Below are 15,319 nucleotides of genomic sequence, written 5' to 3'. Positions count from 1 at the left end.
CATATAAAGATAGGAAATTGAAGCTACTGAGGTCGCATTGGCGAACAGCCATTAAAACACTACAAGGCTTAATTCTGGAGCCACAAGCATGCTATTAAATTCGAGGGGATCCCTCAGACTCAGAGTGTTTTTTGGCAAGCTAATTCAAGGCGAATGAATGACATAATGGTTGTTCCCTTATGAGTTTATTCAACACAGAAGTAGAAAGTCAAAAACACTCCTTACAGGCGAGTTTTAGCGATTCTGATGCTGTGTTAACGAGCTTAACCATAGAATAACTATCCTCTTCACTCGCTGTCTTGCCTCAGTACCGCTAAACTCTCGCTGAGCGATCAAATCTTTATACTGATTGGTATAAGCCCTATAGTTGAGCATTCATAGTATTCGCAACGTCTTACCTCTGCTGCTTTAGCGTCTTTACACTATAACGATATTTCTCATATTGCCTATGGATTAGCGGAGGAGATGCCTTGAATATGTTGGAAGCACACAAGAGCAGGTTGATTGCAACGAGTGACAACAGGGTGTTGAACTAGGTTTGTGCTCGTTAACACAGTACTGGATGAGTTAACACTTGCCTTTTAGCTTGCCTATTGCTGGATAAAATCAACTTTCAAGGGAGCAAGTATCTTATTATTTGAGCCTGGAATTAGTTTGCCAAAATACGCTGAGTAGATCGCTTTCTTATACTGATTGGCTCCCTTTCTTTATGGCTCGATACAAAGTAAAAAAGCGTGCCTTAGCACGCTTTTGGGTCATATTAGATTATAGGCTCGGTTAGCTAATTTTAAATTGGCTCACTGTCTTGGCTAGGCTATCACCGAGCAAAGAGAGTTGTTCAGCTGACCTGCTAGTTTCTTCAGTTTGCTCGTAAGTTGCCTCTGAAATTTCAGACACTGCATTTACATTTTGACTGACTTCATCAGATACCGTTGCTTGCTGTCCGGCAGCTTCAGAGATGTGGGCAATGGAGTTGTTAATCTCGTCCATAAACTCGGCTATTTGTGCCAGAGACTGCTCGGTAGATTGAACTAGCCCAGCAGTAGACTCTGCGCTAGCACAACTTTCAGCCATGGCGTTAAAGGCGCTCTCAGAACGTTGTTGTAGTGTTTGTATGATTGTTTGAATCTCTTCTGTTGATTCTTGAGTTCTTGAAGCTAAAGAGCGTACTTCATCCGCCACCACGGCAAAGCCTCTTCCTTGTTCGCCAGCGCGGGCTGCTTCAATCGCGGCATTCAGAGCAAGCAGGTTAGTTTGCTCTGCGATACTGCGAATCACATCGAGTACAGTACCAATCTGCTCACTGTCTTTACGTAGGTTTTCGATAATTCCAGATGAATCAGTTAGCTGAGTCGAGAGGGCACTCATACTTGATACCGCATTGACGACGACTTCACGTCCATTACTTGCAGTACTTAATGCATTACTGGAAAGCTCATTGGCCTGATTGGCACTAGCACTGACTTCTGAGGCACTGGCGGACATCTCCGTCATCGCGGCGGCTGCTAGTTGGGCTTGAGATTGCTGTTGGCTTACTCCATTTTGTGTCTCTTTAGCTTTTAGAGTTAAGGCGTCAGAGGCTGTTTGCAGTTGTTCTGTGGAGTTGCTGACTTCGGTAACAGTATGCAGTATTTTTTCTGCAAATAAGTTGAAGCTTGCCGCAAGGTGAGAGAGCTCATCTTTACCTGTAACAGGGATACGTTTGGTGAGATCACCTTCACCTTGAGCAATATCAGCAAAAACTTTATTCATTGAGTTTAAGCTCAAGAGAATGGCTTTTGATATTACGTAGGCGATTAATAAGCCGAATATGATGGCGATAGCGGCAACGGTTAGGAGCAGGCTTGAAGAGGCTTGTTGAGAATCATCTGCTGCTGTCGAAGCTGCACTCATTGCATCTGAAATTGAACTTCTAAGTTCATCTAACTCTTTGGCAACGAGAGGGCCGATGGTATCTAAGGTTTTTATACCTGCATTACGTGCACTGATATAACTGGATACTTCGTTAGCGACTTGTGTATAGCTTGATATGTCTGATTTTGCTTCTGTAGCAAGATTGCGTCGAATCGGATTTTCTAAATTAGCAAGCAAGGTATCTATTTGTTTGGTTGTATCAACTAATTCTTGGTTGAATCTATCCACTTGAGATTGTTGATTCTCAACTAAGAATTTAGACACATAAAGTCGACCTAATAGTAAGTTTCGAATAGCTGTTCCTGCCAAAAATGCAGCTTGTATGTCGCCATCACTATTAGCCGATTGCATAATCTTAGTTAAGCCTCGTTCGATTTCAGGCCCTCTAGTATTAAGAGTCTCGGTAACGGCTTTATTACGCTTCTGCTGGTTATTTACCACGATATTATTGAAAGTATTGACGTAGATCTCTTTGTTACTTTTTATTTCATTGAGCATGCCGACGCGCTGGGGATTTTTAATTTCGAGAAAAGCTTTATCAAGCGCTAATTGCCAATTTTCACTCTGAGTTTGGAACTGTGAAACCCATTTGTCATCACCGGTTTTTACATAATTTTTCACGGTAAGCCTAAGTCGATATAGGCTGCTGGTGATGTCTGCTGCTAGCTCAGTATCCGGAGCTAAATCGAATGTGATCTGATGCATCTGATACGCTAGATTGTTGAGCGCATTAATGCCTATCCCAGTAATGAGAATAAGAATAAGCCCCAATACTATAGGTGCTATTGAAAGTTTTTTAGCTACAGAGATATTGGATAAAAGTTGCATAATAATATAATTTTTTAGAGGCTTTAGTTAGGTATAGCAAACTTTAGTGCTTGGGGAAATGTTAGGTTACATATAAATTGAATTATCTGGGTATTCATACTTTCGATGAGTGTTTGAACTGTTGTGGGGTCAACGTTTCAGTGAAATCGCCAATTTGTTTTTGTTTTGTAGTGTTATTCACTTCTTGGTTTCGGACTTTAAAGTGAATATTTGCAAGTTTTCCTTTTTATATTTGTTGATTAGTCACTTTTATTGCATCTTTGAAGCTGGAACATCACTTCTCAAGTCTCTAGGTTCTCTTTGCCACCGTTTCACTTTCACAAACAATATAAACATGGAGCTGTGAGTTACTTAGGTTTTGGGGAGGTGATAAAACTTTATAGTGTAGAGAATATAGCTAACGTCTTGTTAAGTGGAGGTTCAGCTCGTGCTGGTAGAGTAACGATATGCAGAATTTTACTGCGTTACAAGCACATAGGAATAACTGAATGATAAAAAAGATGATACAAAAAACAATGCTTTTAACCTGCTTATCTCTCCTTTCTATCGGCGTAGCATTCGCTTCAAGTCAAACCGCAGTGACAGCAAATTTAGTTAAATCAGAAGTCGATGGAACGGTACTGATCTGCGAGTACCGCACCATGAACCAAATTCATTTTAAGGTACTCTTTAGCAACCAGACATGTCCGCTGTCGATACAGGTTGGTCATTAAGTTATTCCAACTTATTTTGACGGGTCTGGATAGGCTTGTTCAATCGCTTTGAATGAGCGGAGGAAAAGTCCGAGACCACCAACGCTAAGCACTAAAATCACGATGAGGTCAAAGGCACTCATATGGGTAAATCGGAACTGAATTGAGCTTATCACACCAAAAATTAGTGCAACGAGCGATCCAAAAGTGAGTACCCAACCAAGGATATTTCTATAGTTGTAAAACATGATGCCAACACCAAAAATAAATGGGATCATGATCATGCCGCTAGTAAGGCTAAATCCGCCAAAGTTAGAGAATCGATAAAGATGGCTCCCCATACCAAAAGAACTGCTAACTTTTATGGCATTGAGTAGCATGTAAAAGCCACCACACATCATAATTAATCCTAAGAAAAATTGACCAATACCACCTGATGTTCCACCTGCACCTTTCATATTCAATCCTTTAAAATTTGACGTTTAAACCTGTAGGTTTTATAGGCCTTACCACTGAACTTCCATTAATGGGTTTTCACCTTCGGCAATAATGGTTTTCACTATTTGATTATCTTTATCTAGCAGAATGAGTCGAGGGATCCCTGCATTGGCAAATTTGGCATAGATACTTCTGTCTTTGTCGGCAATTAGAGGAAAGTTGATCTCATATTCGGCAGCAAATTTATCTAACGCTTCTTTATTCTCTTCACGACCAATGCCGATGATATCAAGGTTAGGATCAAGATTTAGATCTGATCCTTTAAGGGCATTCATGGCTCTTTGGGAATCAGGGCACCAGGTGGCAAATAAAACCAGTAATTTGGCATTCTGAGATGAGTTTAAATTTATCCGATTGCCCTGAGTATCGGTAAATAGAGTGACTGGAGAAAGCTCGCCAGTTTGGACATAGGTTTGATATTCAGTGTGAGTCTCTTGCTCAATAGAGGAGGTTGCACAGCCAGTAATCAATAGGGTTATAAAGAGCAAACTAATTGCGGTGAGCAGTTTCATTAGTGTCCATTCTTTTGAAAGTAGTCAGATTAAGCTATCAAAGAAGTCCGTCTATGTATAACGAATAGTGAAAATAGATTGATGGCAGAGTGTAAGCTAAAGAGTCATTAAGATTGACACTTTTTAGGCTTCACCTTATCGTATGGGCTTATTCAGTTTGCTTGGATCTGTTCCTTGGTTTATCCAGCAACTCCGTGCTCCATTTATTCGATCCTACAGGGCGGTTTACGTGTTGTTAGTTAATGTAAAGACAAGTTATCTACAGCCATAGTGGCGTAGATAAAGGTAAATCAAGTCATACCTAAATCACCCCATTGTGGCTATTTCGTTCTTAGTACTGAAATAGGTAGAACACCTGCTTCGAATCCCTCTTTTCAATTTGGATCCCTTAGATGAATAAAAGTAAAATATTTGGCAGCATGCTGATTATTGCTGGCACGACCATTGGTGCGGGTATGTTAGCCCTCCCGTTGGCTTCGTCAGGACTGGGCTTTGGCGTTGCCAGTGTGATTATGTTGCTTATCTGGTCATTAATGACCTACACCGCGTTATTGATGATAGAAGTGCATCAGTTTGCACCCACCGATGCGACCTTGCATACCTTGGCTTATAAGCTGTTAGGCCGCAAAGGGCAGGTGGTCGCCAGTATCTCCATGATGTTTTTGTTTTATGCGTTGTGTGCTGCGTATATAGCTGGTGGTGGAGAGCAACTCCACTCAAAACTGACCAACTGGTTTGAACTTGATATTCCGATGCAGTTAGGTGCGATACTGTTCACAGTGCTCATTGGCACAGTTGTGGCTATTGGAACTCACTCGGTTGATATGATAAACCGAACGCTATTCTCGCTAAAACTGATTGCTTTAGCTGTGATGTTGTTTCTGCTGCTGCCCCATGTCTCTGTGAGTAATTTAGTCGAGTTACCCGTCCACCAAGGGTTAGTGTTAGCTTCGTTGCCAGTTATTTTTACCTCTTTTGGTTTTCATGGCTCAATTCCTTCGATAGTACGATATTTAGGTAAAGATACTAAAACGTTAAGATGGACCATAGTGGTTGGTTCTGCCTTACCTCTGTTTATTTATCTGTTGTGGTTAGTGGCAAGCCAAGGGGTGTTGAGTCAGGGCGATTTGATGAACAGTCAGAGTCTCAATGGCTTTATTGGGTCATTAAGCCGTTTACTTCATGATCCTATAATAGCGAATACCGTCTCTATTTTTGCGGATCTGGCGTTAGCCACCTCCTTTCTTGGCGTGAGTTTAGGTCTTTATGATTTTTTGTCTGATTTGCTAAAGCGCAAAGCAACGGCTGGCCATAGAGTTCAAGTCGCTATCGTGACGTTTGTTCCACCGCTCGGGTTTGCGATGTTTTACCCACAAGGGTTTATAACTGCATTAGGCTATGCTGCATTTGCGCTAGTTGTTCTCGCCATCTTCTTGCCCGTTGCTATGGTTGCTGCACAACGTAAACAACAAGGCGTTGATGGATACAGAGTGAAAGGGGGAAATACTGGGCTTGTTATTGTCACTTTCGCGGGGGTGTTAATCATGTTAGTGCAATTATTACAGATGGCTGACTTGCTACCCGCTGTAGGCTAGCGGTTTATTTACATCGTATTTGAGGTGGTTTTAGAATCAATTAGGGTGTTAATTGTTCTGTTGAGTATTTAATTGCAATTATGGTCTGTTTTTTAGACGGTTAACGCAAGTTGCACTTTACATTGAACTCAATAATCCCTATTATCAGCGTCGTTCGGAGGGATGGCAGAGTGGTCGAATGCACCGGTCTTGAAAACCGGCATGGGTTTATAGCCCATCTAGGGTTCAAATCCCTATCCCTCCGCCATATTTAAGATGAAGCCCCTAGCAGAAATGTTAGGGGCTTTTTCGTATGTACAACCTAATGGGTTTATAGCGTACATATGTAGGGTTCAAATCCCTATCCCTCCGCCACATTCAAGATGAAAGGCTACTCGAAAGAGTAGCCTTTTTTCGTTTAAGATAGATACTTGAACCCTAGGGTTCCTATTTGTTTAAATAAGCTATCCCTCCGCCATATTTAAGATGAAGCCCCTAGCAGAAATGTTAGGGGTTTTTTCGTATTTAAAAAAGAAAGAACCCTGGGTTCCTATTATTTAAGTCCGCTACCCCAGCGGGACATTCAGATAAAGTCTAAAGCCCTCGTTTCTTCCAAAAGGCCGCTATCTTCTGCTCATCTTGTGTAGTGTTGTATTTTTCAGTGAAAGGCAGATCATCGGGCAGGTAGATTTTAAAGGTTTTTTCTGCAATCACTCTCCCTTTTAGCTCTAAAGTCATGCGCCAATTACCGACTTTATTGTGCAGAGGCGCCCAGATGGTGTCTCCGATGAAGAATTTCCAATCATTACTCTCCACGTAAAGCTCACCATCGAATGGAGGACGAATGATGTCGTTCTCATCGGGTATATCTGGATGGTAGATGCAGTATCTGAGCTTTTGGTTTTTAGCTTTCTTGATGTGTGCGATAAAACCAAACTCAATATCTATCTCTGCGGGGATATGAACTGTCGATTTCAGCAGCCTAGGTAATGCGTTGCTCTCTACATCCCATTTAGTGAAGATTCCACTGTAAATGACACTGACATCAAATTTGAGCTTAGACATAATGGTAAACCTGCTGTTTTCTTGAGTCTGTTCGTGCGGAAAGTGTTATTTTAGCAATATTGTTATGCCAATGGATATTGGCAATTTTTTAAGAAGAGAGCTGAGATGTCAAAGAAGACTGTAAAGTTTGAATATGAGAAAGAGACGAAGAACAGTGTACGTTATCAAGAAGTGCCTGAGTCAGGTCAAGCGCCTATTATGGGCACCATTTATGTGCAGAAATGGTTTGCTGGTGACAGTAAGGTGTTAGAGCTGACTTTAGAGAAGAAGGATTAATACCGGATTGCATCCGCTATTTAAATGCCACTGCGTGGCAACGAGAAAAGTTAGGTTATAAGGGTAACAGCTTTCAGTTTTCCGCTTTCTCGAAGCCAATTCAGTTTGTGTATAGCTTTATGTGTGGTATTTCACTGCCATGTCGATAAGAGGCTCGCGGCTGGCTTTTGCTGCGCGTAATCGTGCTAGGTAGTTTTCCCATAAATCGACTTGGTTAGTCGCGAGATCATGCAGCACTTTCCATGAAAATAGTCCGGTATTATGGCCATCGTCGAAAGTGATTTTTACGGCGTAGTTGCCTACGGCATCTAACGCGTTAATGTTGACGTTTTTTTTATGAGTGACTAAGACTGGATTACCGTGGCCATGAACCTCTGCTGAAGGAGAGTAGACGCGCAGCATCTCACAACTTAGTTGGTGCGTTTCACCGGTATCGAAGCTGATTTCGAGAATACGTGATTTACGTTTAAGCTTAAGGTTTGTCACCATCGGCGAAGCGGAAGAGGTGGTCATATTGGTTACCCATAATCGCTAATAATATAATGCCGAGCTAGTCGTTTACACTCCTTACTCGGCATTGTTTTAGTTCAGTTTAGATTTAACAAGAGCTTTAAAGAATAAAGCGGCTCAGATCTTCATCTTGAACTAAGTTATCTAAATGGTCGCTCACATATTTAGCATCGATAACGAAGCTGCTGCCAGATTTATCTGAAGCCTCGTAAGAAAGCTCTTCTGTTAGTTTTTCCATTACAGTATGTAGACGACGTGCACCGATGTTTTCGGTACGCTCGTTCACCTGCCATGCTGCTTGAGCTATGCTCTCGATACCATCTTCGGTAAACGAAATAGTAACGCCTTCAGTCCCCATTAACGCGACATGTTGCTCGGTTAGCGAAGCGTGTGGCTCGGTTAAGATGCGTTTGAAGTCATCAGCCGTTAAGGCGTCGAGTTCTACGCGAATTGGGAGTCGTCCTTGAAGTTCAGGGATAAGATCCGATGGTTTAGACATCTGAAACGCGCCAGAAGCGATAAACAGGATATGATCAGTTTTGACCATGCCGTGCTTAGTATTGACTGTGCAACCTTCAACAAGAGGAAGCAAGTCACGCTGTACACCTTCACGAGAGACATCAGGACCTGAGGACTCACCGCGCTTACAGATCTTGTCGATTTCATCTAAGAAGACGATACCGTGCTGCTCAACCAACTCGATAGCTTGTTCTTTAAGATCATCTTGATTAACCAGTTTAGCCGCTTCCTCTTCAATCATCAGCTTGTAGGCTTCTTTGATTGGCATCTTGCGGCGCTTACTTGCTCCAGGTCCCATGTTTTGGAACATGCTCTGAAGCTGGTTAGTCATCTCTTCCATGCCTGGAGGAGACATGATCTCTATGCCGACTTGAGGAGCTGAGACGTCAATTTCAATCTCTTTATCATCTAGTTGGCCTTCGCGTAGTTTTTTGCGAAACACTTGACGAGTTGCTGAGTCATCTTTGCTTTCGTTATCCCAATCTTCTTTTGGCTTAGGCAACAGGGCGTCGAGAATGCGCTCTTCAGCCGCTTCTTCAGCTCTGAATTTGCACTTTTTCATCTGCTCTTCACGAGTCATCTTGATGGCTGAATCAGTCAGATCACGGATGATCTGCTCAACTTCTTTCCCCACATAACCGACTTCAGTGAACTTAGTTGCTTCGACCTTGATAAACGGCGCTTTAGCTAACTTAGCTAAACGTCGTGCTATTTCGGTTTTACCCACACCGGTTGGGCCGATCATTAAGATATTCTTTGGGGTTACTTCTTGACGAAAATCTGCATCAAGTTGCATACGGCGCCAGCGATTACGCAGGGCAATGGCCACTGAACGTTTCGCATTATGTTGGCCGATAATGTGAGTGTCTAATTCATGGACAATCTCACGTGGGGTCATTTCAGACATATTCTTTCCTCATGCATTAGCATCAGTTTTGAACTAAAGCTTAGTCTAGGCTTTAGGTTCGTAATTTAATTCTTCGATGGTTTTGAACTGGTTGGTGAACACGCAGATCCCACCGGCAATCGTTAGTGATTTTTCGGCTATCTCTAAGGCACTCAATTCAGTATTTTCTAGTAATGCTATTGCAGCAGACTGGGCAAAGTTGCCACCGGAACCTATCGCAATAAGATCGTTTTCTGGCTGAACGACATCGCCGTTACCAGTAATGATCAATGAACACGTGTCGTCGGCTACGGCAAGTAAAGCTTCTAATTTACGTAGCATTTTGTCGCTGCGCCAGTCTTTGGCCATCTCTACAGCCGCTTTCATCAGGTGTCCCTGATGCATCTCTAATTTGGCTTCGAAGCGCTCGAATAAGGTGAAAGCGTCTGCAGTACCACCGGCAAAACCAGCCAATACTTTATTGTGGTAAAGGCGACGTACTTTCTTAGCGTTACTTTTCATCACGGTATTACCAAGAGAAACTTGGCCATCTCCAGCGATAACGACCTGGTTATTACGGCGAACTGATACGATTGTGGTCACGAATGAATCCTCTTCTCAAACTGACGAATTATGCTCGTCAGTGGGTGATACAAGAGATATGGGGGGAGGGGAGATAAATATCAAGGATAAGAGGTGAAAAGAACGCCCTCGAAGTGACAAAGTCTTGTCTTCGAAGGCTTTCATTTGGGCTAACAGTATTTATTCCTGTTTTAAGCGCCTTCCCAAAACAAGATGATGCAGCCATTTATGCCTGCTTTTTGTAATATATGACGCTCTCTCTCTACTTGGCGTTTGCTATCGTATGGGCCAAGACTCACCTTATGCCAATCGCCGGTGGTACCTTTTACTTTTTTGATACTGGCCGATAGGCCTTGGAAAGCGATAACCGCTTTCATCTCTTCGGCTTGAGAGAGGGTCCTGAAAGAACCGCACTGCATCTGGTAAGGACGCGATGGTTTTGCTTTTTCGGCATCAGGAATGTCGACTTCGACTTGCTTGTTTTCTAATTCTTGCTGATAGGTCCACTGCTCCTTAGGTTTTGGAGGCAGTGCATTTGGATCTTTATTCACGACAGGCTTTTTAGGTTTATCTACAACAGCGGCTGGTTCAGTGTCGTCTGTGCTACTGTCATTGATGCTCCATAAAAAGTAGCAGAATCCACCGACAAGGCCGATAGTGACAAGTAATAAGAGCAAGGGGAAGCGTCTTGGAGCTGGCGCTTGGCTCTTTCTGCGTGTGGATTTTGCCTTGCCTTTAGTTGGTTTTCTATTGGCGTAGTCGCGATTGCTCATTAGATTAATATACCGTTTCTTTAAGGTCCGTACGGGTGTTTCTTTCCTAGTAAACTGTCAATACCGAGGCTAGACCTCGGTATTGACAGTTTATATTGATTACATACGCTCTAGGGTTTCAATACCGAGTAGGTTTAAGCCCTGTTTTAGTGTCTTAGCGGTAAGCTTAGCCAATAATAAACGACTCTTTTTCTGCTCTTCGTTATCGGCAGCAAGCACAGGGCAAGCTTCATAGAAGCTAGAGAATGCGCCAGCAAGTTCGAAGAGGTAACCACATAAAGCATGAGGCTGACCTTTAGTGACCATGCGTGAAACCACTTCACCAAATTGAGCAAGCTTAGTGCCTAGCTCTTTCTCTTTATCATGATCTAACTGAATGCGTGCACCCGTTAGATCAACGTCAGCGGCACGTTTAAAGATGCCTGCAACGCGGGTGTATGCATAAAGTAGATAAGGGGCTGTGTTACCTTCAAAGCTCAACATCTGCTCAAAGCTAAAGATGTAGTCACTGGCACGGTTTTTAGATAGGTCAGCATATTTAACTGAGCTGATGCCGACGACTTTGGCGATTTTAACCAGTTCGTCTTCATCCATATCAGGGTTCTTACTGCGTACTAATTCGAGTGCACGGGTGTCGGCTTCTGTAAGCAGATCGACTAACTTAACTACGCCACCTGAACGAGTCTTAAATGGACGGCCATCAGCACCATTCATGGTACCAAAGCCCATATGCTCAAGGCTTATACTGTCGTCAATAAACTGCGCTTTACGAGCAAGATTAAATACTTGCTGGAAATGCAGTGCTTGACGTAGATCCACAAAGTAAAGCACCCGATCGGCTTTCAATACATTAGCGCGGTAACGCATGGCGGCGAGATCGCTGGTTGCGTATAGGTAACCACCGTCTGCTTTTTGGATGATGACCGGTAGAGGCTCACCTTCTTTAGTTTTGAATTCGTCTTGGAATACCACTTTAGCGCCATTGCTTTCTGACAATAAGCCTTGGGTATCTAGATCGATAACCACTTGTGCGAGATCGTCGTTATACGTACTTTCACCACGCACATCAGCGCGAGTCAGGCTCACACCTAGGCGCTCATATACATCGTGGCAATGGCTCAGTGAAATGTCGTTAAATTCACGCCATAGTTTGTTGCAGTACTCATCACCTGATTGAAGCTCTACTACTAGCTTACGGGCACGTGTAGCAAACTCTTCAGATTCATCGAAGCGAACTTTAGCGGCACGGTAGAAGGTTTCAAGATCAGACAGTACCATCTGAGTCTGCTCACCATTCTGGGTACGTAGCTCCTCCATATAAGCCAGTAGCATACCAAATTGAGTCCCCCAATCGCCTACGTGGTTTTGACGGATCACCTTGTGACCTTGGAACTCAAGTGCGCGTACCACACTGTCACCGATAACGGTTGAGCGTAGGTGACCTACGTGCATCTCTTTGGCGAGGTTTGGTGAAGAGTAATCAACTACCACGGTCTGAGGTTCAGGCAAGACAATGCCAAGACGGTCGTCATTAAGCGCGGCCATAAGCTGATTTGCTAATGCCTTATCATCGATGAAAAAGTTGATAAAACCAGGACCTGCGATCTCAACTTTCGATACTTGGCTATCTTCAGGCAAGCTATCGATGATGAGCTGAGCGACTTCTCTTGGATTTTTACGTGCAACTTTAGTCAGCATCATGGCCAGGTTTGTTGCAAAATCACCGTGAGTTTTATCTTTTGTTCGGTCGACCTGAATACGAGCCTCAAAATCAGTTGGAATAACCTCTTGTTGTTTAAGGGCATCTAGGGCTTGGACGAGCAAAGATTGAATATGTGATTTCATTGGCGTTTATTGACACTTACTAATGATGAAAAGAATTAGGGATAACCGCATATTTTAGCCGCTTGTCGTAGCTAATTGCTATCATCAAAATCATATTTATGCGTTTTTTAGCGAAAATTTAATGTTGGCCGAAGACTATTCGCTATTTTATTGATTAGGGAAGTAAATAAGAAGGCCTTGGAAACAGCTAGTTAAGACCTCTGGATTACATTCACTGCAATATTGAGGTCGTCTTGATTAGAGCAGGTCTTGAGGATCCCTATCGATACTCCAGCGACAGCGTTTAGCCAATGGCAGCGCTTCTATTTGTGGCAGTGCGATCTCAAATGCTTGCTGCAATTGTTGACGTGACTTGGTCTGAAATATCAAATGGCGTCGGTACTTGCCTGCTTTTTTGTCCATGGGTGCAGGCATCGGGCCTATGACTTCACACTCTTCATTTTGTGGCAGTAACTGAGCCACGCTAGAGAGGAAGTTATCGGCATCGATGGCTTGATTGGCCTCGGCGCGCAGCAATAGCATGTTCCAAGCGGGTGGCAGTAGGGCTTGTTTTCGCTCATTGAGCTGACCACGGGCAAACTCGCCATAACCTTTATGCATCAGCTCCCGTAGAATGGCATTGTCCGCTTGATGGGTTTGCATCAATACAGTGCCGGGTTTTCTGGCACGGCCTGCACGGCCGGAAACTTGGGTATAGAGCTGTCCAAAACGCTCCGGTGCTCTGAAATCAGCACTAAACAGGGCGCCATCCACATCGAGTAAACCGACTAAGGTGACATCGGGGAAGTGGTGTCCTTTAGCCAGCATCTGTGTGCCAACCAATATCTTATATTCCCCTTTATGGATCGCATTAAGATGGCCTTCAAGCGCCCCTTTACGACTTGTCGTATCACGGTCGATACGCACCACTGGGTATTTAGGGAACTCCTTTTCCAATACAGCGGCGAGTTGCTCAGTGCCAACACCTTGGCCCATTAACATGGTGCTACCACAACTATGACACTGCTTAGGAATAGCATAATGATTCCCACAATGATGGCAGCGGATCTCGGCTAATGATTGATGCACAGTGAAGAAGGCATCGCAGCGATCACATTCATGTAGGTGTCCACATTCGTGACATAGCAGTGCGGGCGCAAAGCCTCTGCGGTTAAGAAACAGTAAAACCTGATTGCCTGCATCGAGATGAATACGCATCTCATTGATCAATGCATGAGAGATGCCTGTCTTTAATGGCTGATTGCTAATATCGATGATCCCTTGGCGCACCTTTTCTGCATTACCGGCGCGTTGGCCAAGTTCGAGATGTTTATAGCGGCCACTAAGGGCATTTTGTAGGCTTTCTAATGAGGGGGTTGCTGTGCCGAGCAGCACAGGGATCTTCTCTAAGTGACCACGCATCACGGCAAGATCTCGGGCGTGATAACCTACGCCTTCTTGTTGTTTGAAGCTTGAGTCATGTTCTTCATCGAGAATAATTGTGCCTGGAAAGGCCATTGGGGTAAATAACGCTGAGCGTGTGCCAATGATGATGGCGGCTTCACCGGTGCGGGCTTGTCGCCAAGCGGCCAGTCTTTGATTGTCAGTAAGTCCTGAGTGGATAACGGCAACGGTTACTTTAAATCGACTCTTGAATCGACTGATGGTTTGCGGGGTTAGTCCAATTTCAGGAACCAAGACTAGCGCTTGTTTTCCCTGTTTTAACACGGTTTCTAATAGCGCAAGGTAGACTTCAGTTTTGCCTGAGCCAGTAATGCCTTCGAGCAGAGTACAATGGTAACCCGTTTGTTGAGTGAGCACTGCGACGGCAATGGCTTGTTCTGGGTTCAAGGTTAATGGCTCTTCACCTAATTCAAGATGTTCTCGCCATGAGAGGTCGATCTTATTGATACGCTCCTCTTTAGTTATCCAGTCTCTGTCTTGCAGTGCTTTGAGCGCTGACTTACTTAAGTCGAGATTGACGACCTCTTCTTGAGATAGCTCTGATTTCTGCAGCAGTTCCAGTACTTTTCGCTGTGCGGGTGCACGTTTAATGCTGTCGAGTGAGGCCTCTCTTCCAGCCTCGGTCACTCGCCAAAATGTACTGGTTTCAGCTAGCACCTCTGCGCCTTTGCGTAAAGCAACTGGCAGGGCTTGAGACATCATTTGCCCTAAGCTGCAGAAGTAGTACCTTGCAGCCCAAGCGGTCAGTTTATAAAGTGAATCAGGCAGTAATGGCTCTTCATCCAATAGCTCTATCAGCGGCTTTATCTGATGCGGCGCTAGATCACAGGTATCAGATGTGCCGGTCACCAGACCAATTAATTGCTGACGGCCGAATGGCACTTTGACTCGCATCCCATTTTTAGGGATAACAGTGAGTGATTCGGGGACTTTATAACTGAAGGTTTGCCTCATAGGTACAGGCAAGGCAACCTCGACAAACAGGGGCATAAAGTTGGCAAGTTCTATTAAAATTTAGCGACTAGTGTACTCAGACTGTTGAGCGAGGGCTACTCTTTATCATCCTTACTATTAGCGGTACAAAATAGGTGGTCAATTCAGAGTCATTTAGATGTTTAAACTGGAGCAACATAGATATGAAGGTGTACTTGTTTATTAAGTCAGTGAACGAAGGGAGAATAATGCAGAAGTCATTATCGAGAGTCATTTAGGGGGTAGAAGTTAAGAACAACTATTAACTTCAAGCATCTACCATCGTTTAGCACTCGAAGAGATAAAGCTCGGTACTCCTGTAGAAGACAAGATTATTAGAGTGTTGGCATTTTATAGGAGTTATTTGGGTATGAAACAGTTTAAAGTGTGAAGTTCAACTTTGTCTCCGGCATTTAAATTGGGATGATTA

The 15,319-nt window shown here is 43.7% G+C and carries 13 protein-coding genes and 1 tRNA gene; 4 read left to right on the top strand and 10 right to left on the bottom strand.

All coding sequences use genetic code 11. The features are described 5' to 3' along the window. Positions 1 to 777: 777 nt before the first annotated feature. Complete coding sequence (locus FN961_RS03420) at positions 778 to 2,742, bottom strand: methyl-accepting chemotaxis protein (RefSeq protein WP_143563127.1); 1,965 nt, start codon at positions 2,740 to 2,742, stop codon at positions 778 to 780. Between the two features lie 488 nt (positions 2,743 to 3,230). Between FN961_RS03420 and FN961_RS03415 the strand changes: the two genes are divergently transcribed. Then, on the top strand, positions 3,231 to 3,455 hold the full coding sequence (locus FN961_RS03415) for a hypothetical protein (protein WP_143563126.1): 225 nt from the start codon (positions 3,231 to 3,233) through the stop codon (positions 3,453 to 3,455). 11 nt (positions 3,456 to 3,466) lie between these two features. Here the strand turns inward: FN961_RS03415 and FN961_RS03410 are convergent, their stop codons facing one another. Both FN961_RS03410 and FN961_RS03405 read right to left on the bottom strand, forming a co-directional pair. Then, positions 3,467 to 3,892, bottom strand: a complete 426-nt coding sequence (locus FN961_RS03410; protein ID WP_143563125.1) for a hypothetical protein — start codon at positions 3,890 to 3,892, stop codon at positions 3,467 to 3,469. A gap of 48 nt (positions 3,893 to 3,940) precedes the next feature. Beyond that, the gene (locus FN961_RS03405) at positions 3,941 to 4,444 is read right to left on the bottom strand and encodes a TlpA family protein disulfide reductase (RefSeq protein ID WP_143563124.1); all 504 of its coding nucleotides are present in this window, start codon (positions 4,442 to 4,444) and stop codon (positions 3,941 to 3,943) included. Between the two features lie 392 nt (positions 4,445 to 4,836). On the opposite strand from FN961_RS03405, the gene FN961_RS03400 reads away from it, so the two are divergent. Further along, positions 4,837 to 6,039, top strand: coding sequence for an aromatic amino acid transport family protein (locus FN961_RS03400; protein WP_143563123.1), 1,203 nt, complete (start codon positions 4,837 to 4,839; stop codon positions 6,037 to 6,039). A 156-nt stretch (positions 6,040 to 6,195) separates the two neighbouring features. Further along, positions 6,196 to 6,286, top strand: a tRNA-Ser gene (locus tag FN961_RS03395). 326 nt (positions 6,287 to 6,612) lie between these two features. Here FN961_RS03395 and FN961_RS03390 read toward each other — a convergent pair. Next, entirely contained in the window at positions 6,613 to 7,083 is a 471-nt protein-coding gene (locus FN961_RS03390) for a DUF3859 domain-containing protein (RefSeq protein ID WP_143563122.1), read from the bottom strand. Positions 7,084 to 7,188: 105 nt separating this feature from the next. Between FN961_RS03390 and FN961_RS25750 the strand changes: the two genes are divergently transcribed. Beyond that, the gene (locus FN961_RS25750) at positions 7,189 to 7,359 is read left to right on the top strand and encodes a hypothetical protein (RefSeq protein WP_185972705.1); all 171 of its coding nucleotides are present in this window, start codon (positions 7,189 to 7,191) and stop codon (positions 7,357 to 7,359) included. Between the two features lie 117 nt (positions 7,360 to 7,476). On the opposite strand, the gene FN961_RS03385 is transcribed toward FN961_RS25750, so the two are convergent. The 6 genes from FN961_RS03385 to priA form a co-directional block, all read right to left on the bottom strand. Further along, positions 7,477 to 7,872: a gamma-butyrobetaine hydroxylase family protein gene (locus FN961_RS03385; RefSeq protein ID WP_143563121.1), complete on the bottom strand. Its 396-nt coding sequence runs from the start codon at positions 7,870 to 7,872 to the stop codon at positions 7,477 to 7,479. Positions 7,873 to 7,969: 97 nt separating this feature from the next. Further along, positions 7,970 to 9,295, bottom strand: a complete 1,326-nt coding sequence (gene hslU / locus FN961_RS03380) for an ATP-dependent protease ATPase subunit HslU (protein ID WP_143563120.1) — start codon at positions 9,293 to 9,295, stop codon at positions 7,970 to 7,972. Between the two features lie 45 nt (positions 9,296 to 9,340). After that, complete coding sequence (hslV, locus tag FN961_RS03375; RefSeq protein WP_143563119.1) at positions 9,341 to 9,877, bottom strand: ATP-dependent protease subunit HslV; 537 nt, start codon at positions 9,875 to 9,877, stop codon at positions 9,341 to 9,343. A gap of 170 nt (positions 9,878 to 10,047) precedes the next feature. Beyond that, positions 10,048 to 10,629 carry an SPOR domain-containing protein gene (locus tag FN961_RS03370; RefSeq protein ID WP_143563118.1) on the bottom strand — a complete coding sequence of 194 codons (582 nt, stop codon included), beginning with the start codon at positions 10,627 to 10,629 and terminating at the stop codon, positions 10,048 to 10,050. A 99-nt stretch (positions 10,630 to 10,728) separates the two neighbouring features. After that, positions 10,729 to 12,474 (bottom strand): arginine--tRNA ligase, encoded by a 1,746-nt coding sequence (gene argS / locus FN961_RS03365; protein WP_143563117.1) that lies wholly within the window; start codon positions 12,472 to 12,474, stop codon positions 10,729 to 10,731. Between the two features lie 237 nt (positions 12,475 to 12,711). Then, the gene (priA, locus tag FN961_RS03360; RefSeq protein WP_143563116.1) at positions 12,712 to 14,907 is read right to left on the bottom strand and encodes a primosomal protein N'; all 2,196 of its coding nucleotides are present in this window, start codon (positions 14,905 to 14,907) and stop codon (positions 12,712 to 12,714) included. Positions 14,908 to 15,319: the final 412 nt, after the last annotated feature.

Source organism: Shewanella hanedai, assembly GCF_007197645.1.
GTDB classification, from domain to species: Bacteria; Pseudomonadota; Gammaproteobacteria; order Enterobacterales; family Shewanellaceae; genus Shewanella; species Shewanella hanedai.
This window is presented reverse-complemented; position numbering and strand designations above follow the sequence as displayed.